Below are 17,056 nucleotides of genomic sequence, written 5' to 3'. Positions count from 1 at the left end.
AATCCACTCATGCGCTTAGACGTCTCTACGGGTATAATTGCAGCCTTCTTAGGGTTGCCAGCCGTTGTGCTGGCTGCTGCCTTACATGCTGTGGGAGGCGATTGCATGTCATCAACATCTGCGGATAGGGCAATGTCCAAAACACGCCCAGCATCGCCTATTGAGCGCTACCGCGCGGATTTAGAGCGTGAGGATTTTCAATATGATGCGGCGCAGGAATCAGCAGTAAAACATTTGCAGCGGCTTTATGATGAGCTTGTAGCTGCACCTACGACCGTGCCAAAAACCTTGGTTGCCCATAAGGGCTTGAAAGCCAAAATGGCCGGCTTAATGGGTAAAAGATCTTCCTCTGCCGATAAACCGGTCTTGCCTCAGGTAAAAGGGCTCTATTTTTGGGGAGGGGTAGGGCGCGGTAAAACCTATTTAGTCGACACGTTTTACGAATCCCTCCCTTTTCCTGACAAAATGCGTACCCATTTCCATCGCTTTATGCAGCGCGTCCATAATGAGCTGACACACTACAAGGGTGAAAAAAATCCCCTCACGCTGATTGCGGGTAAATTTGCCACTGAGGCGCGCGTGATTTGCTTTGATGAATTTTTCGTCAAAGATATTACCGATGCTATGATACTTGCCAACCTGCTGGAGGCGCTTTTTGAGCGCGGGGTGGTGCTGGTGGCAACCTCAAATATCGTGCCTGATGACCTGTATAAAGAGGGTCTGCAGCGGGCCCGTTTTCTGCCTGCCATTGAGCTTGTCAATCGGCATTGCAACGTGGTAAACGTCGATTCAGGCGTTGACTATCGTCTGCGCGCACTTGAGCGGGCTGCTATTTTTCACTCACCGCTGGAAGAAGCGGCTGAGCATGAACTTTCGCGTAGCTTTCGTGAAATAGCGGGGCAGGAGGGCGAGGTAGATGCGTCGCTAGAAATTAACCATCGTGTGCTGAAAGCCCGCCGTTTGCATGATGATATTGCTTGGTTTGAATTTCTTGAGTTGTGTGACGGGCCGCGTAGTCAAAATGACTATATTGAACTGGCCCGTGAGTTTCACACCGTGTTGGTCTCCAATGTAATGCGAATGGATGCAAAAAAGGATGATCAGGCGCGCCGTTTCATCAATATGGTCGATGAATTTTATGACCGTGGCGTAAAGCTGCTGATGTCGGCGGAAGTGCCGATTGAGCAGCTTTACAGCGATGGCAGGCTGACGTTTGAGTTCCAGCGCACGCTTTCTCGGCTTCAGGAAATGCAGTCAAAAGAATACTTGGCGCTGGCGCATAAACCTTAGAAGGCAAAGAGTCCATCGGGCAAGTAAAAAAGTCACGGTTATGGCTTAACTTGTCGCTACCCTTGCTGTAGAATGCCGCCTCGCTACATGTTGCTTGCGTAAGGCTGGCAACCAAAAAGAATAGGGATGGTGCTTCGCCGTGAAACGGTGTAAGTCACCCAATACATTAAATCTGGTGATTTCATCCATGAAGACGTTCAGTGCTAAGCCGCAGTCCGTCCAGCGCGACTGGTATGTAGTCGACGCTAAGGACAAAACGCTCGGTCGTCTGGCAACCGAGATTGCTCGCCGCTTGCGTGGTAAGCATAAGCCCGAATTTACCCCTCACGTTGATACTGGCGACTACATCGTCGTCATCAACGCAGAGAAAGTCCATGTAACTGGTAATAAGGCGAAGGCTAAAACCTATTATCGCCACACCGGTTACCCGGGCGGTCTGCGCTCTATGACGTTCGACAAAATGCTTGATCATGCGCCCGAGCGCATTATTGAGTCTGCCGTTAAAGGCATGTTGCCGAAAGGCCCTTTGGGTCGCGCCATGTACACTAAATTGAAAGTGTACGCCGGTGCCGAGCATCCGCATGCTGCCCAACAGCCGCTTGAACTGAACATCTGAGGAAATCTTCGCCATGACACAGCAGTATTACGGTACCGGGCGCCGCAAGACTTCCACCGCTCGCGTGTTTATGAAGCCGGGCTCTGGCAAAATTACTGTCAACAACCAAGACCTAGACCTTTACTTTGGTCGTGTTACTGGTCGCATGGTTGTTCGCCAGCCGCTCGAGTTGACTGAAACGCTAAGCCAGTTTGACATCTTCGTGACTGTCGCTGGCGGCGGCGGCTCATCTCAAGCAGGTGCTATTCGTCACGGCATTACACGTGCCCTGATGAACTACAATGAAGACCTGCGTCCTTCGCTACGTGCCGCCGGTTACGTAACGCGTGATGCTCGTCAAGTTGAACGTAAGAAAGTCGGCCTGCGCAAAGCACGTCGTCGTCCGCAGTTCTCTAAGCGTTAATTCTTTACGCTATGCGGTAAAGCGCCCAGGTCACCGACCTGGGCGTTTTTTATTGAAATATCATAAAATTATACTGCTCGTACCACTATGGTCACGGGCGGTTGTTCTTGTGCACAGCGCTTTGTTTTTTTACCATAGAGCGTATTTGATATTCGTCGTCGCAAGACGCCTTTGCGGCGAAGCGGGTAAGCTGATGGGAGAAACCTGAAATGGCAGATAACGGCGTAAACAAAGGCCGACGCCGTTTCCTCGTAGGTGCCACCTCCGTTGTGGGTGCGGTAGGTGCTGTCGGGGTTGCGGTACCCTTTGTGGCTTCCTGGCAGCCTAGTGCCAGGGCAAGAGCGGCGGGTGCTCCTGTTCAAGCGGATATATCGAGGCTTGAACCAGGGCAGCGTATGACCGTTGAGTGGCGTGGTCGTCCTATATGGATTATCAACCGTACACCGGAGATGATTGAGCGCACTGAATCGCTGGGCAGTGACCAGTTAGCTGATCCTGATTCGGAAGTGCCACAACAACCTGCGTACATCGATGGTGGGTTGCGGTCGATTCGACCTGAGATTGGGGTGCTGATTGGTATCTGTACGCACTTAGGTTGCTCACCACTTTTTCGCCCTGAGCCTGATGCAGAGGGCGTGGGCGTCGATAATTGGCCGGGTGGTTTCTTCTGTCCTTGCCATGGTTCTCGCTTTGACTTAGCTGGTCGTGTGTTCAGTAACGTTCCTGCGCCGACTAACCTCGAGGTCCCACCCTACCGCTTTGAGAATGACGATATCATTGTCATCGGCGAAGATGAGGAGAGTGCCTAATGGGTAACCCGAATAAAGCCAAAGCGGAAAAGGGCATCATGCGGTGGGTAGATGATCGCTTTCCTGCTACGCAAATGTGGCAAGAGCATCTATCTAAATATTACGCGCCCAAAAACTTCAACTTCTGGTACTTCTTTGGCTCGTTGGCGCTGCTGGCGCTAGTTAACCAAATCCTAACCGGGGTTTGGCTGACGATGAGCTTTAATCCCTCGGCTGAAGGTGCGTTCGATTCTGTCGAATACATCATGCGCGATGTGGAGTGGGGCTGGTTGATTCGTTATATGCACACCACCGGCGCCTCTGCTTTCTTTCTCGTTGTTTACCTGCATATGTTCCGTGGCCTGTTATACGGTTCTTACAAAGCCCCCCGCGAGTTGGTGTGGGTCTTTGGCATGACGATTTACCTGGTGCTAATGGCGGAAGCCTTTATGGGCTACCTGCTTCCTTGGGGCCAAATGTCCTATTGGGGCGCGCAGGTTATCATTTCGCTATTCTCTGCCATTCCCGCTATTGGCCCTGATTTAGCGCAGTGGGTTCGCGGTGACTTCCTGATCTCAGGGATTACCCTTAACCGTTTCTTTGCGCTGCACGTGGTGGCCCTGCCCATCGTTATTTTGGCGCTTGTAGTGCTGCATATCATTGCCCTGCATGAAGTGGGTTCAAATAACCCCGACGGTATTGATATCAAGCAGAAGAAGGATGAGGCCGGTGTTCCGTTGGACGGGATTCCTTTCCATCCCTACTACACGGTTAAAGACCTGGTAGGTGTTGCGGTATTCCTGTTTGTTTTCTGTGTGGTGGTGTTCTACTTCCCAGAAGGCGGAGGCTACTTCATTGAGCGTCCTAACTTTGATCAGGCTAACCCGCTGCAAACACCTGACCACATTGCGCCCGTTTGGTACATGACGCCGTTCTACGCCATTCTTCGTGCTATAACTTTCTCGGTGTTTGGCTTAGACGCTAAGTTCCTGGGCGTTATATTCATGGGCGCAGCGATTGCAATATTGTTTGTTCTGCCCTGGCTGGATCGTAGTCCGGTACGCTCTATGCGTTACAAAGGCTGGATGTCGAAAGTGATGTTGCTGCTGTTTGCCATCAGCTTCGTTATTCTTGGTGTTTTAGGTGTGTTGCCATCAACGACAGGGCGAACCATTCTGGCGCAAACGTGCACCGTGATTTATTTCGCCTTCTTTGTCTTGATGCCTGTCTACACCAAGCTTGAGAAGACTAAACCCGTTCCAGAAAGGGTGACTGGCTAATGAAAAAGCATCTATTAGGACTCCTTTTCGCCTTAGTGCCAGTAACCGCGATGGCTGCAGGAGGCGCAAGTGTGCCTCATTCGATGGAGCCTGATCTTCACGATCAAGCCTCGTTGCAAAACGGCATGAAGCTCTACGTTAACTACTGCATGGGTTGTCACTCGCTTCAGTATCAGCGTTTTGCCCGTGCGGCTGACGACTTGGGGATGCCTCAGGATCTGGTGGAAGAGAATCTGATTTTTTCGCCTGAGTTGGCCTATAACGATCAAATGCACATTGCTATGGACAGTGGCGATGCAGAGGGTTGGTTTGGTGCGCCGCCGCCCGACCTATCGCTGAAAGCACGTGTGCGAGGAACCGATTGGATCTACTCCTATCTGCTCGGTTTTTATAAAGATCCCAGCCGTCCAACCGGCGTCAACAACACGGTATTCGATTTGGTAGCAATGCCTAACGTGTTGGAGCCTCTGCAGGGCGTGCAAGAGCTGGTGTGTGCTGAAACGGATCATCCGGTAGAAGGGCAAGAGCCGGATGCGTTATCAGGTAAGTATCAGTCTTGTGACGTGCTGCAAGTCACAGAGCCTGGTGAGCTCGAGCCTGCTGAGTTTGAGGAAGCGGTGTATGATCTTACTAACTTCTTGGCTTATGTAGGCGAGCCCTCCAAGCTTCAGGCCCAGGCACTGGCGCCTAAGGTGCTGATCTTTATTTTCATTTTTGGTGTGATTGCTTACCTGCTCAAGCGTGAGTATTGGCGAGATATCCACTAATTAGTAGTAGCTGATCGTCAGTAGGGCGCACGGCGTGAGCCGTGCGCCTTTTTCTTGTCAGCATGACAATAAAGCAAAGCAAGCTAGCTTCCCCTAAGGGTGTGCTGGCGTGTTATTATCCAAGATTGTTTTGAAGTGAGGATGCTTTCATGGGTGTTGTGGCCAAGCGGTCGTCGATGATCTTTTACTCAGGTGGTGATGATCATTTCAGTCATCGTGTGCGCATTGTGCTGGCCGAGAAGGGGGTCGCCGTTGATATCGTCGATGTTCTCGACGAAAAACCACCAGAAGAGCTGGCAGACCTCAATCCGTATAACAGTGTACCGACACTGTTAGATCGTGACCTAGTGCTTTATGAGTCCAAAGTCATGATGGAGTATCTGGATGAGCGTTTCCCGCATCCTCCGTTGTTGCCTGTTTACCCAGTGGCTCGGGCGCAAAGTCGTCTATGGATGCACCGCATTGAGCGTGAGTGGTGTCCAATGGTTGATCAGATTCGCAGCGGTGGAAAGAAAGAAGCGGATAAGGCGCGTAAAGAGCTACGCGAAAGCTTAATTGGTATATCGCCAATTTTTGAAGATATGCCTTATTTCATGAGCGAAGAGTTTACGCTAGTGGATTGCTGCTTAGCGCCTGTGTTGTGGCGCTTGCCGGATCTCAATATTGAACTGCCTGAAAAGCAGGTTAAGCCGTTGCTGGCATATATGTCACGTGTATTTGAGCGTGAAGCGTTTAAGGCATCTTTAAGTGAGCGTGAAAAAGAGATGCGCGCTTGAATTCATTCGGCTCCCGTTCGCTTGTTAGAGGCAGGGAGCCTTACTTGTAAGGAGGAGGGAGTCTAGATGAAATCGAGTCGGCCCTATCTCGCCAGAGCGCTTTATGAGTGGCTGCTGGATAATGAGCTAACACCTTATCTGGTGGTGGATGCTACCTTGCCAGGCGTCGAGGTGCCTCGCCAGTTTGTTCAGAATGGCCAGATCGTTTTGAATGTGGCGCCTACTGCCGTGCGCGATCTTTTTATGGAGAATCAAGCAATAGGCTTTAATGCCCGCTTTGGTGGGCAGCCGATGCAGGTGATGATTCCGACGCCGGCTTTAATTGCTATCTATGCCCGGGAAAATGGCGCTGGAATGGTCTTTGGCCATGAGCCTGAGTTGGGTGAAGGCACCGAATCTTTTGGGGATATTGAGGACGACGAGAAAGCCTCTGGTAAGCCTGAGCTTTCAGTCACTGAGCCAGTTCATGATGAACATGGCGATCCCAAAACTTCAGCCGAAACCTCTGATAAAGCTTCTAGCGCTAAGAAAAAACCAACGCTACGGGTTGTTAAATAACGCTAGTTAAATAACACCTGTGGTGTGAATTAAAAAGCCTCGCTTTTATCAAGCGAGGCTTTTTTATGCGAGCTGGCAATGAAAGGGTGTACAGCTTAGTCGAGGTAGTCAAACACCTTGACGATTCGTTGTACGCCGCCAACTGCGGAGGCTGCATTAACGATGCGGTCGGCTTCTGCACGCGTCACGCTGCCCATCAGGTAAACGCTGGCGTTTTCTGTAGTCACTTTTAGTTTAGAAGAATCGATGTGGTCATTAGTTGCTAGGTGGCTGATGACGTTGGTGGTTAGCCATGTGTCCGTCAGGCGCTGGCTGGCCGGTAGGCGAGCGGCAATGGTGAGTTCGTTATGAATTTCATTGACCCCGCGTAAGCTGGTGGTGACTTCGCCCGCCATAGCGCGAAGCTCTTCACTAGGCACTTGTCCCACCAATAGCACCACACCGTTATAGGCATGGGCGCGGATACGGGCGTCGCCGAGTCGCGCATCGGCGCGCTCAAGTGCGTCGTCAACTTCACGCTCTATAGTGGCATCAATGGCTTCAACGTCGTCGCTACGTTGGGCATAGTTTGACTGATTGGAAGCGGAGTTATTGGCACAGCCGCTGATAAACATTACCGCGCAAAGCGCAGCAGCGATAAAACCGCGAGAGGAGAGGTGCTGGGGCATCGGTATGACTCCTTGGTGCTAGCTAGCTGTTAAAAATTAATCGAAGTCCGTTTATGTTAACGCTATAAACAAGGACTACTGGTGTTTAAGCGCTGCCAAACAGTTGTTCGTCGATAAGGTCGCATAGGCAGTGAATTACCAAAAGATGAACCTCTTGGATGCGCGCCGTCGAGGTGGCAGGAACGCGGATTTCACAATCATCCTGGCCTAGCAGTGAGGCCATGTCGCCGCCATCGCGACCGGTAAGGGCGACAACGGTCATATCGCGATCATGCGCCGCCTGGATAGCTTGTACAATATTGCCTGAATTGCCGCTAGTTGAGATAGCCAGCAGTACGTCGCCCGGTTGGCCCAGAGCACGGATCTGCTTTGAAAATACCTCATTATAGCTATAGTCGTTGGCGATAGACGTTAGCGTGGATGTGTCGGTGGTGAGCGCTAACGCAGGCAGGCTTGGCCGTTCACGTTCGAAGCGGTTGAGCAGTTCAGAGGAGAAGTGCTGGCTGTCGCCTGCACTGCCGCCATTGCCGCAGCTAAGTATTTTTCCTTCGCTAACAAGGCACTGCACCATCATTTGGCTTGCCACTTCAATAAAGGGCGGAAGCACTTCGCTGGCATACGTTTTAGTGTCGATGCTGGCGTTAAAGTGGCCGAGTATCCGAGATTGAAAGTCCATCAGGGCTTCCTGGTTAAATTAAAGTGTAAAGACCGTTTTTAAAGACAGTCAAAAGGCATCAAAAGCAGCTTTCACCCAGTGAAAATCAAGATCGGGGGACTTGCCAGTAATCGCCAGGACATCAAAGCGGCATGGCGATGAAAGTCCACCGCGAGCGATATATAACCTGGCCGCACGAACCAATCGCTGCTGTTTCTGGTGGGTGACCGTTTCTAGAGGATGGCCATAGCGCGTCGTAGTGCGATGTTTAACTTCGACAAAGACGAGAATATCGCCATCTCGCATTACCAAGTCAAGCTCACCCCCTTTCACGTGATGATTTTGCGTGACGAGGGTGAGTCCCTGTTGGCGCAGCCATTGAGCAGCTATCTGCTCAATGGCGGCACCACGGGCACGAGCGGTATGGGCGTTATTCGTCACTGACGTTACGGTTAGGGATCAAAATAGGCGATGGAACACCGTTTTGGAATTTTGCCCAAGGCAGCTCACGGTAAATGCGGCCGTCGTCGTTTAAGTAAAGCATGCCGGTACTGCCGTTCAAGCCGTTGAGCTCGTTAAGATTTGAGAAGCGAATTGCCAGCTCGTAAGCATCAACACCCATGGCCATTAGGCGGAACATAGAGGCATCCGATTCATCGCGTAGGCTCTGATAGGTTGATGCAAAAGGAAGCGCTTCTTCACCACCAACCGCAGCATCGGGGATTTGCCAGGGGATATCCATAAACATGACATCGTTTAAATCTTGATCAAGGCGCGTTTGCAAGCGGCCTTCATGTAAATGCGATGTGGCATAAATTGGCAGATCAGGGGCGTAATAATAGTCCATGGTGGGCGGCACTTGGCGCGCATATTCCGGTAACGCGAGTAGGAAAAGTGCGTCAATATTGCTTAGGCGGGCGCGTTCGCCGCTGACATTGAGAGCGGTTTGTACCGCATTAGAGACTGAGCTATCAGGGTTGTAGCGTACGGCGTTGGCAACTTCACCGCCTTGGCTGTGCCACTCATTCCAAAAGGCTTCACCTACGCGGCGCCCCCAATCGTTATCAGGCACCATCATGGACATTTGGCGGTGGCCATCCTGCCACGCACGGCGAGCTGCTTGGCGTGCTTCATCTTCAGCGGAGAGGCCGTACTGGAATAGCCGCTGTGCTTGGTTGTTATCGCCACTGCCATAGTTGAGCGCCAGCGTAGGAAGGGGAACACTATCGCGTTGCTCTAGCTGGGTGACTTGGCTTTTATCTAATGGGCCAATCATTAGCTGCGCGTTCATTTGCTGGGCGCGGTCATAGAGCTCATCAAGTGAGTAGCGCGACGCGTCGAGAAAGCTGAGTTCGGTATTGCCCCCTTTAACATCATGGTGCTGACGCATGGCGGTGGCGATGGTGTTAGCGACGCTGCTAAGTGGGCCAGATTCGGGCAGTGCAACCACGATACGGCGTATTGCCTGACCTTCAAGCTCAGGCAGTGCGACCGTTACCGCGCCAGGTTGGTCAAGCGCTTCACGAGCCCAGCGCTGACGCTCTGCAAGCCTCTCTTGCTGGCTAGCCTGCATTGGCAGTTCGTCGTCGAGTACTTGTGTGGCGCGTAACACGGCGCGTGGTTCATCCAGGGCGCGGGCAAGTTCGGAAAATAGCAACGCCCAGCGCACACGGTCAGGTTCTGATAGCAGGCTTTCATCGATTCCGTCGGCGGTTTCAAAGGCTCTGTCGCGCTCACCCTGCCTCGCCAGAATGTTGGCTGCTTCCAAGCGCGTTTTAGCTGCTTGTTCGGGTGCCTGCTGTTCCGCTTGGTTGAGTAATTGACCTGGGTCTTCAACAGGCACGCGGTCTACCACGCTTGGCGACTGCATCGCACAGCCAGCAACGAGAAATGCCACAAGGGCAGCGGCGAGTAAGCCACGTAATGACTGTTTCATGTATCCTTCCTTAAGTTTCCATTTGCGCTGTCGCTGCTTGCCAGCGATTGCCGAGGCTACGGCACAAGCATAGCGCACCGATAGAGCAAGCCATCAACGAATTGAGAGTCAACAATGCCAGACCATAATCCGGGTACATTGTACGTGGTTGCCACGCCAATTGGGAATTTGGACGACTTAACCGCACGTGCCGCTCGGGTGTTAGGGCAAGTCGCGCGGGTTGCAGCTGAAGATACCCGCCATAGCGGCCGCCTGTTGGCGCACTTAGGCTTGAATAAGCCGATGATCTCCTTACACGAGCACAATGAAGCGCGTCGTGTGGATACCTTGGATAGCTATCTCGCCGCAGGAGAAGATATTGCCTTAATCAGCGATGCAGGAACACCGTTGATTAGCGATCCAGGTTTTGTGTTGGTTCGTGAGCTGCGGGCGCGAAACCGCCATATCGTGCCTATTCCTGGCCCTTGCGCGTTGATTACCGCTTTGTCGGGAGCGGGCTTGCCGACAGATCGCTTTGTATTTGCTGGCTTTCTACCTGCCAAGCCAGGCGCTCGCCGCCAAGCACTCGATGGCTGGAAAACCCGTGAAGAGACGTTGGTGTTTTACGAGTCGCCTCACCGTATTGTGCACACCCTTGAGGCGCTGCAGGAGCAAATGGCCGGGCGGGATGTGGTATTGGCACGTGAGCTAACCAAAACTTTTGAGACATTTTTGCACGGAACGCCTGAGAGTTTGCTTGAGCAGTTGGCGGCTGACCCTAATCAAGCTCGCGGCGAATTCGTCATTATTGTGGCTGGCGCTCCGCCGGTTGAGCAGAGTGAACATCAGAATATATCAGCGGAGGTCTTGCTAGAGGCACTGCTGGCAGAGGGCGTGGGCGTTAAGCAGAGCGCTGCGATTGCCTCGCGAATGCTCGGTGGTCGCAAGCAAACTTGGTACGCTCGTTTGCAAGCAATTAAAGGCGAGCATTGAGGCAAGTCGAGGGCGCTGGTATGCTTGCCGCCGGAGTTGGCCAGACAGTCGCCGCTAATACCCCTTAAAAGGTGTTGGGGGAGGAAAGTCCGGGCTCCATAGGGCAGAGTGCCAGGTAACGCCTGGGCGGTGTGAGCCGACGGAAAGTGCAGCAGAGAGTAGACCGCCTAAGCCCCTGAAATAAACCTCTGGGGCCGGTAAGGGTGAAAGGGTGCGGTAAGAGCGCACCGCGCGCCTGGTAACAGTGCGTGGCATGGTAAACCCCACTCGGAGCAAGACCAAATAGGGACCCAATGGCGTGGCCCGCGCTGGGTCCGGGTAGGTTGCTTGAGCGCTGTGGTAACGCAGCGCCTAGAGGAATGGCTGTCCACGACAGAACCCGGCTTATCGGCCGACTCCCCCATTTCCACATCAGGGCGTGCATGCACGCTCTTTATTACGTTGTCTCTAACATCTTGTGTGAGAAAAAAATGCCTTCTCCTGACGCTGAACAGGTTGCTTCCCGCTTTCGCCATACCAGCGTACTACTGGAAGGTGCTATTGATGCCCTGGTGCATGACGATCAAGGCGTCTATTTAGACGGTACTTTCGGGAGAGGCGGTCACTCACGGGTAATTCTTGACCGTCTGAGCGAGCAAGGTCAGTTGCTCGCCATGGATCGCGATCCTCAAGCCATTGCCGCAGCAGCTGACATTGATGATGCGCGTTTCCAGATTACTCAACGTGAATTTGCCCAGCTTGCCGAATTTGCCCGTGAACAAGGCGTGTTCGGTAAGCTTTCAGGGGTGCTGCTTGATGTAGGCGTTTCCTCCCCTCAGCTTGATGATCCCGAACGCGGTTTTAGTTTTATGCGTGATGGCCCGCTGGATATGCGCATGGATCCTACCCAGGGCCAAAGCGTTGCTGAATTCTTGGCGCGTGCCAGTGAAGCTGATATTGCCTACGTATTTAAAACCTACGGTGAAGAGCGTTATGCCAAGCGTTTAGCCCGGGCGGTGGTCACTCGTCGAGTCGAGAAGCCCTTTACCCATACGGTGGATTTGGCTGAAGTCCTTAAAGTTGCTCACCCCGCCTGGGAAAAAGGTCGTCACCCAGCCACCAAAGCGTTTCAAGGGCTGCGTATATTCGTCAACGGCGAGCTTGAGCAATTAGACAGTGCGCTTGATGCGGCGCTTGAGGCGCTTGCCCCCGGCGGTCACTTGGTGGTTATCAGTTTTCACTCGCTGGAAGATCGCCGTGTGAAGCGTTTTATCCGTCATCATGTGCGCGGTGACACTGACCTTCCGCGTGGGGTGCCTATTCGCGACGATCAAATGAATCGGCGTCTTGAGGCGTTAGGCAAAGGCGTGCGGCCAAGTGAGGAAGAAGTGGATGCTAATCCTCGCGCACGAAGTGCCGTCATGCGGGCTGCACGCAAACGGATGTCATCACGGATGTAATCATGAGCATGGATCGGATTGAGCAGTGGGCAACCACGCTACGCGCCGAATGGCCTTTCAAGCTACGCCTGCGCGCCTGGCCAGTGGTTATTAGCCTGTTATTTTTACTCTGCATGGCCTCTGGGTTAGCTGTTGTCATTACTACGCATATGACGCGGGTGCAATTTGCTCAGCTGCAACAGCTAGAGCAAGAAGAGAACCAATTGCAAACAGAGTGGGGGCAGCTACTGCTTGAAGAGGGCGCCTGGTCAACGCCTGCTCGTATAGAACAAATTGCCACTGAGCGCCTGGGCATGCGAATCCCCGATGTCCATGATGTTGAGGTGATTAGGCCATGAGTAGCGAGCGTCGCGGAGGCACCTCTCGTCAGGCTCCGATTGCACCTCCTCTTGGAGGTGGTCGGTTCGTATTTATTTTATTGGCGATTGGTTTGGCATCCGCTATTTTAATCGGCCGCATTACGCTGCTTCAGGTTATTGACCGCCCCTTTCTGCAAAGCCAGGGGGATGCACGTACCCTCCGCCATGAAGCGATTCCCGCCCACCGCGGCATGATTACCGACCGTAATGGAGAGCCACTGGCTATTTCTACGCCAGTCGTCACACTCTGGGCGAACCCCCAGGAGTTGCCCGAGGATGCCATACAGCGCGTTATGCTAGCCCAGGCGTTAGGGATGACGCTGGATGACTTTGAGTCGCGTGTAGCACGCTTTAGCGAGCGTGAATTTATGTATTTACGCCGCCAAATGACGCCCGCCGCGGCTCAGCAGATCCTTAATCTACGGACCCCCGGTGTCTATCCCCAGCGTGAATACAAGCGCTACTATCCTGCTGGTGAAGTGGCGGCGCAATTATTGGGCGTCACAAACGTTGATGACATTGGGCAAGAAGGTTTAGAGCTCTCCTATCAGCCCTATTTGGCCGGCCACCCTGGGCAACGGCGGGTGATTAAAGATCGCCGTGGGCGTCTGGTGCGTGAGCTTGGCGTGATTAACGAAGCCCAGCCGGGGGGCGAGCTCACCTTGGCTATCGATCAACGTATTCAGTATATGGCCTACCGCGAGCTGCGCGCGGCGGTTGCTGAGAATGAGGCTGATGGTGGCGTGCTGGTAATGATGGATGCGCGCACAGGGGAAGTGTTGGCAATGGCGAACTTGCCCTCCTATAACCCTAATAACCGGGCAGGACTCGATCCGCGTGGGTTGCGTAACCAAGCGCTGGTGGATGTATTTGAGCCTGGCTCGGTCATGAAGCCGCTGGCCATGGCAGCTATTTTGGAAAGCGGGGTGGTAGACCGCGATGCCATAGTGGATACATCGCCCGGCTGGATGCGGTTGGATCAGTTCACCATCCGCGATTTCCGTAATTATGGCGAATTGGATTTGGCTGGCATTCTGGAACACTCTTCAAATGTGGGTATGTCCCGCCTGGCGCTGCGGTTAAGCGATACGGCGATTTGGGACAAGTATAATCAGCTAGGTTTGGGCCAGGCGCCCGGAACCGGCTTTCCAGGCGAGTCTACGGGCAGCCTGCCGTCGCCGGTTCGCTGGTCGCGCAGCGAGCGAGCGACTCTCGCCTATGGTTACGGCTTGTCTGTGTCAGCGGTACAACTGGCCAGTGCTTACACGGCGTTAGCCAATGATGGCATGCGTTTGCCACCCTCGTTGCTGCGCCTTTCTGAGCCACCCCAGGGTATTCCTGCGATCGAACCGACGGTTGCCAATGATCTGCTGAATATTCTCGAAACGTCGGTGGCGGCCTATACCGGTGGGCGCAGAGCCCGTGTAGAGGGCTATCGCGTTGGCGGTAAAACGGGCACAGTGCGTAAAGTAGGCCTGCAAGGCTATACCACCGATGCTTACCGCAGCGTTTTTGCCGGGATAGCCCCCATCTCTGATCCGCGTATTGTCACTGTGGTAATGATTGATCACCCCAAGGCCGGTGAGTTTTATGGCGGTGCTGTCGCTGCCCCGGTTTTTTCCAGCGTAACGGGTAATGCTTTGCGCTTGTTGGATGTTCCGCCAGATCACGATGCCGAGTAGTTTTTCTAAGGAGTTTGCATGACACTGAGTTCAGTCGATGTGGTGTCGGCGCTTGCGCACGTATGGCCTAATTCACCACTGCCCGCCGACTTGCCTGAGCTGCCGGATCTAGTACGCATAGAAATGGATTCCCGCAAGCTACAAACGGGCGATGTTTTTGTGGCAGTGCCGGGCAGTCAGCGTGATGGTCGCGATTTTATCGAGCAAGCGCTCAAGGCGGGTGCTGTGCTTGTGTTAGCGCAAGGCGAGTCCGGTCAGTTGTTGCTTGAAGACCGCGTGCTGAAACTGCCGCATCTTTCGGTGCGCTTAGGTGAGTTAGGGCGCGCCATGTTTAAAGTGCCTAATGATCTTGAAGTGATTGGCGTGACCGGTACCAACGGTAAAAGCTCCGTCACTCATTATATCGCTGCGCTTAGCGAGGCATTAGGAACGCCCACCGGACTGATTGGTACGTTGGGTGTAGGACGCCCCGGTGAGTTGCGCGATAGTGGCTTAACCACGCCTGGCTCCTTAGCGCTGCAGGCGACGCTGGGTGAGCTTGCCAGCCAGGGTGTACGACGTGTGGCGCTTGAGGCCTCTTCCCATGCGCTGGATCAGTACCGCTTAGAGGCGCTAAACGTAAGCGTAGGCGTGTTTACCAATCTGACGCGCGACCATTTGGACTACCATGGCAGCATGGCCGCCTATGCGGCATCCAAAGCGAAGCTTTTCCGGCGCTCTGAGCTCCGTCTAGCGGTAGTCAATGGCGATGACCCCTTAGCACGCTTAATGCTGGCAGGTTGCAACAGTAATGTGCGGGTACTGGCGACGGGTAAAGATGAAGCCGTTACCTTGCGCGTGCTGGACTGGCAGGCATCTGAGCAGGGGCAGCAGGCAATGATTGCGACTCCCGATGGCGAGAAAATGCTCAGCTTAGGTTTAATGGGGCGTTTTAATTTAGATAACGTGCTGTTAGCGATGGCTGTGTTGTACGGATTAGGCGAATCACTTGACGACCTCTTCTCAGCCGCCTCTTCGCTGACGCCGGTGCCGGGCAGGATGGAGCGCTATGGTGATGACGGCACGCCTACCGTGGTGGTGGATTATGCGCACACGCCAGATGCACTTCATAGCGCGCTACAAGCGCTGCGTGCCCATCTGGGTGATGCTGGCAAATTGTGGTGTGTATTCGGCTGCGGGGGAGAGCGCGATACGGGTAAGCGAGCCGAAATGGCTAAAGCTGCCGAGACGTTGGCAGACCACATTATCGTTACCGATGACAATCCTAGGCACGAGTCTGCTGAGCAAATCCGCCAACAGATTTTGTCCGGGTTCTCTGATACCGCGCACCCTATTGAAATCGGGGAGCGCCGGAAGGCCGTGGCCACCGCTATTCAGCAGGCGGCTTTACAAGATGTCGTGCTTATCGCCGGAAAAGGCCATGAGGCGTATCAGGATATCCAAGGGGTTCGCCATGCCTATGCCGATAGCGAAGAGATCCAGCGTGCCTTCGCTGGGTGGAGAAGTCACTAATGCAGTGGACACTTGGCCAGCTCGCCTCATTGCTGGGTATTGAGACGCCTGTTGATAGGGCGCAGCTGCTAGTCAGTTCAGTCGTAACCGATAGCCGCAAGATCGAGCCTGGCTGCCTGTTTGTTGCCCTTAAAGGCCCCCGCTTTGACGGTCATGATTTTGTTGCGCTTGCCCACGAACTCGGTGCCGTAGCGGCATTGGTCGACGCCCCCGTTGCTGTCAACTTGCCCCAGCTGGTTTGTCCGGATACACGTTTGGCCCTGGGACTGATTGCTGGTGCGCACCGGCGCGCATGGCATGGCTCCGTGGTAGCCGTCACCGGCAATAGCGGTAAGACGACTGTTAAAGAGATGTGCGCTGCTCTGCTAGCGCCTTTAGGCGACGTATTAGCCACTCAAGGTAATCTGAATAACGACTTTGGCGCGCCGCTGACCTTATTGCGATTGCGGCCGCATCATCAAGCCGCCGTGATCGAGTTGGGCGCTAATCATTTAGGTGAAATTGCCTGGACAGCCCCGCTGACCAAGCCCGATGTGGCGATTATTACCAATGTCACCGGTGCCCATGTGGGCGAGTTCGGTGGCATGGGGCAAATTGCCCAGGCGAAAAGTGAACTGCTGGTCGGGCTGGGCGAGCAGGGTACTGCTGTTCTGAACAGGGATGATCACTATTTTACGTTCTGGGCTGCTCGTGCGGCTCCGCGGCGGGTTGTGAGCTTTGGTTTTCACCCCGAGGCGGATGTGAGCGCCGCAGCGCTTTCCTGTGATTCGCAAGGGCGGTATGCTTTCACGCTATTGCAGCATGGTCGAGCGCTGGGCCAGGTGCGTTTGCCGTTACTGGGCAAGCACAATGTCAGTAATGCGTTGGCCGCTGCAGCTGCGGCATTAATGCTAGGCGTGTCGGAAGAGCAAGTTATATCACGCCTGGAATCGCTGCAAGCGCTTGCCGGCAGGTTGGTCGTGGTGTCCGGATTGCGGGGTGTTACTGTGCTGGATGACACTTATAATGCCAATCCTGGCGCGGTCAAAGCGGCCCTGGATACCTTGGCCAGCTTTCCTCCGCCACGCTGGTGCGCGTTAGGGGCGATGGGCGAACTGGGGGAGGCATCGGCTGCGCTGCACGCCGATATCGGCCACTACGCCGCCGAGCTTGGTATTGATGAGCTATTGACGCTGGGCGAGGCCGCACGTGCCGCCAGTGAAGCCTTTGGTCGTGGGTTGCACTTTAACGATCACGAGACGCTAACGCGTTATGTCACTCATACTTTGCCGCCTGACACCACGTTGCTGGTGAAAGGGTCGCGCAGTGCGGGCATGGAACATGTTGTTAATGCACTGCGTTCGGATAAATAAGGT

General features: G+C 53.9%; 18 protein-coding genes and 1 other RNA gene. 15 read left to right on the top strand and 4 right to left on the bottom strand.

What is annotated here, in order from left to right:
* The first annotated feature begins 105 nt into the window (after positions 1-105).
* The 8 genes from zapE (at position 106) to KO116_RS13245 (ending at position 6,478) form a co-directional block, all read left to right on the top strand.
* Positions 106-1,290: a cell division protein ZapE gene (gene zapE, locus KO116_RS13280; protein ID WP_035566303.1), complete on the top strand. Its 1,185-nt coding sequence runs from the start codon at positions 106-108 to the stop codon at positions 1,288-1,290.
* A gap of 187 nt (positions 1,291-1,477) precedes the next feature.
* Positions 1,478-1,906, top strand: a complete 429-nt coding sequence (gene rplM, locus KO116_RS13275; RefSeq protein ID WP_035566296.1) for a 50S ribosomal protein L13 — start codon at positions 1,478-1,480, stop codon at positions 1,904-1,906.
* A gap of 13 nt (positions 1,907-1,919) precedes the next feature.
* Positions 1,920-2,309 carry a 30S ribosomal protein S9 gene (gene rpsI / locus KO116_RS13270; RefSeq protein WP_008958669.1) on the top strand — a complete coding sequence of 130 codons (390 nt, stop codon included), beginning with the start codon at positions 1,920-1,922 and terminating at the stop codon, positions 2,307-2,309.
* Between the two features lie 209 nt (positions 2,310-2,518).
* Positions 2,519-3,118 carry a ubiquinol-cytochrome c reductase iron-sulfur subunit gene (gene petA / locus KO116_RS13265; RefSeq protein ID WP_008958670.1) on the top strand — a complete coding sequence of 200 codons (600 nt, stop codon included), beginning with the start codon at positions 2,519-2,521 and terminating at the stop codon, positions 3,116-3,118.
* The gene (locus KO116_RS13260) at positions 3,118-4,377 is read left to right on the top strand and encodes a cytochrome b (RefSeq protein WP_035566295.1); all 1,260 of its coding nucleotides are present in this window, start codon (positions 3,118-3,120) and stop codon (positions 4,375-4,377) included. The genes petA and KO116_RS13260 overlap by 1 nt, the downstream gene beginning before the upstream one ends.
* Positions 4,377-5,144 (top strand): cytochrome c1, encoded by a 768-nt coding sequence (locus tag KO116_RS13255; RefSeq protein ID WP_035566294.1) that lies wholly within the window; start codon positions 4,377-4,379, stop codon positions 5,142-5,144. Before KO116_RS13260 ends, KO116_RS13255 begins: the two co-directional genes overlap by 1 nt.
* A gap of 149 nt (positions 5,145-5,293) precedes the next feature.
* Positions 5,294-5,920, top strand: coding sequence for a stringent starvation protein SspA (sspA, locus tag KO116_RS13250; RefSeq protein ID WP_008958673.1), 627 nt, complete (start codon positions 5,294-5,296; stop codon positions 5,918-5,920).
* 66 nt (positions 5,921-5,986) lie between these two features.
* Positions 5,987-6,478, top strand: a complete 492-nt coding sequence (locus KO116_RS13245; RefSeq protein ID WP_035566293.1) for a ClpXP protease specificity-enhancing factor — start codon at positions 5,987-5,989, stop codon at positions 6,476-6,478.
* Between the two features lie 95 nt (positions 6,479-6,573).
* Here the strand turns inward: KO116_RS13245 and KO116_RS13240 are convergent, their stop codons facing one another.
* From KO116_RS13240 to KO116_RS13225, 4 genes are all read right to left on the bottom strand, one after another.
* Positions 6,574-7,146 (bottom strand): BON domain-containing protein, encoded by a 573-nt coding sequence (locus tag KO116_RS13240; protein ID WP_035566292.1) that lies wholly within the window; start codon positions 7,144-7,146, stop codon positions 6,574-6,576.
* Positions 7,147-7,231: 85 nt separating this feature from the next.
* Positions 7,232-7,822 carry a phosphoheptose isomerase gene (locus KO116_RS13235; protein WP_008958676.1) on the bottom strand — a complete coding sequence of 197 codons (591 nt, stop codon included), beginning with the start codon at positions 7,820-7,822 and terminating at the stop codon, positions 7,232-7,234.
* A gap of 48 nt (positions 7,823-7,870) precedes the next feature.
* Positions 7,871-8,242 (bottom strand): YraN family protein, encoded by a 372-nt coding sequence (locus KO116_RS24690; RefSeq protein WP_082072592.1) that lies wholly within the window; start codon positions 8,240-8,242, stop codon positions 7,871-7,873.
* Positions 8,232-9,737, bottom strand: coding sequence for a penicillin-binding protein activator (locus tag KO116_RS13225; protein ID WP_008958678.1), 1,506 nt, complete (start codon positions 9,735-9,737; stop codon positions 8,232-8,234). The genes KO116_RS24690 and KO116_RS13225 overlap by 11 nt, the downstream gene beginning before the upstream one ends.
* Positions 9,738-9,851: 114 nt before the next feature.
* On the opposite strand from KO116_RS13225, the gene rsmI reads away from it, so the two are divergent.
* The 7 genes from rsmI to KO116_RS13195 all read left to right on the top strand — a co-directional run bounded on the left by rsmI (position 9,852) and on the right by KO116_RS13195 (position 17,053).
* On the top strand, positions 9,852-10,709 hold the full coding sequence (gene rsmI / locus KO116_RS13220) for a 16S rRNA (cytidine(1402)-2'-O)-methyltransferase (RefSeq protein WP_035566289.1): 858 nt from the start codon (positions 9,852-9,854) through the stop codon (positions 10,707-10,709).
* Between the two features lie 32 nt (positions 10,710-10,741).
* Positions 10,742-11,112, top strand: an RNA gene (gene rnpB / locus KO116_RS24240) — RNase P RNA component class A.
* 67 nt (positions 11,113-11,179) lie between these two features.
* Positions 11,180-12,148 carry a 16S rRNA (cytosine(1402)-N(4))-methyltransferase RsmH gene (rsmH, locus tag KO116_RS13215; RefSeq protein WP_035566285.1) on the top strand — a complete coding sequence of 323 codons (969 nt, stop codon included), beginning with the start codon at positions 11,180-11,182 and terminating at the stop codon, positions 12,146-12,148.
* Positions 12,149-12,150: 2 nt separating this feature from the next.
* Positions 12,151-12,486 carry a cell division protein FtsL gene (ftsL, locus tag KO116_RS13210; RefSeq protein WP_035566282.1) on the top strand — a complete coding sequence of 112 codons (336 nt, stop codon included), beginning with the start codon at positions 12,151-12,153 and terminating at the stop codon, positions 12,484-12,486.
* Positions 12,483-14,189: a peptidoglycan D,D-transpeptidase FtsI family protein gene (locus KO116_RS13205; RefSeq protein WP_035566280.1), complete on the top strand. Its 1,707-nt coding sequence runs from the start codon at positions 12,483-12,485 to the stop codon at positions 14,187-14,189. Before ftsL ends, KO116_RS13205 begins: the two co-directional genes overlap by 4 nt.
* Before the next feature lie 18 nt (positions 14,190-14,207).
* Positions 14,208-15,701, top strand: a complete 1,494-nt coding sequence (locus tag KO116_RS13200) for a UDP-N-acetylmuramoyl-L-alanyl-D-glutamate--2,6-diaminopimelate ligase (RefSeq protein ID WP_035566278.1) — start codon at positions 14,208-14,210, stop codon at positions 15,699-15,701.
* A complete protein-coding gene (locus KO116_RS13195) occupies positions 15,701-17,053 on the top strand; it encodes a UDP-N-acetylmuramoyl-tripeptide--D-alanyl-D-alanine ligase (protein WP_035566276.1) in 1,353 nt (450 codons plus the stop codon). The genes KO116_RS13200 and KO116_RS13195 overlap by 1 nt, the downstream gene beginning before the upstream one ends.
* Positions 17,054-17,056: the final 3 nt, after the last annotated feature.

It is taken from the genome of Halomonas sp. KO116 (genome assembly GCF_000734975.2).
Classification (GTDB): Bacteria; Pseudomonadota; Gammaproteobacteria; order Pseudomonadales; family Halomonadaceae; genus Vreelandella; species Vreelandella glaciei.
Note: the sequence above shows the minus strand (reverse complement) of the source record. Positions and strands in the feature narration are given on the sequence as shown.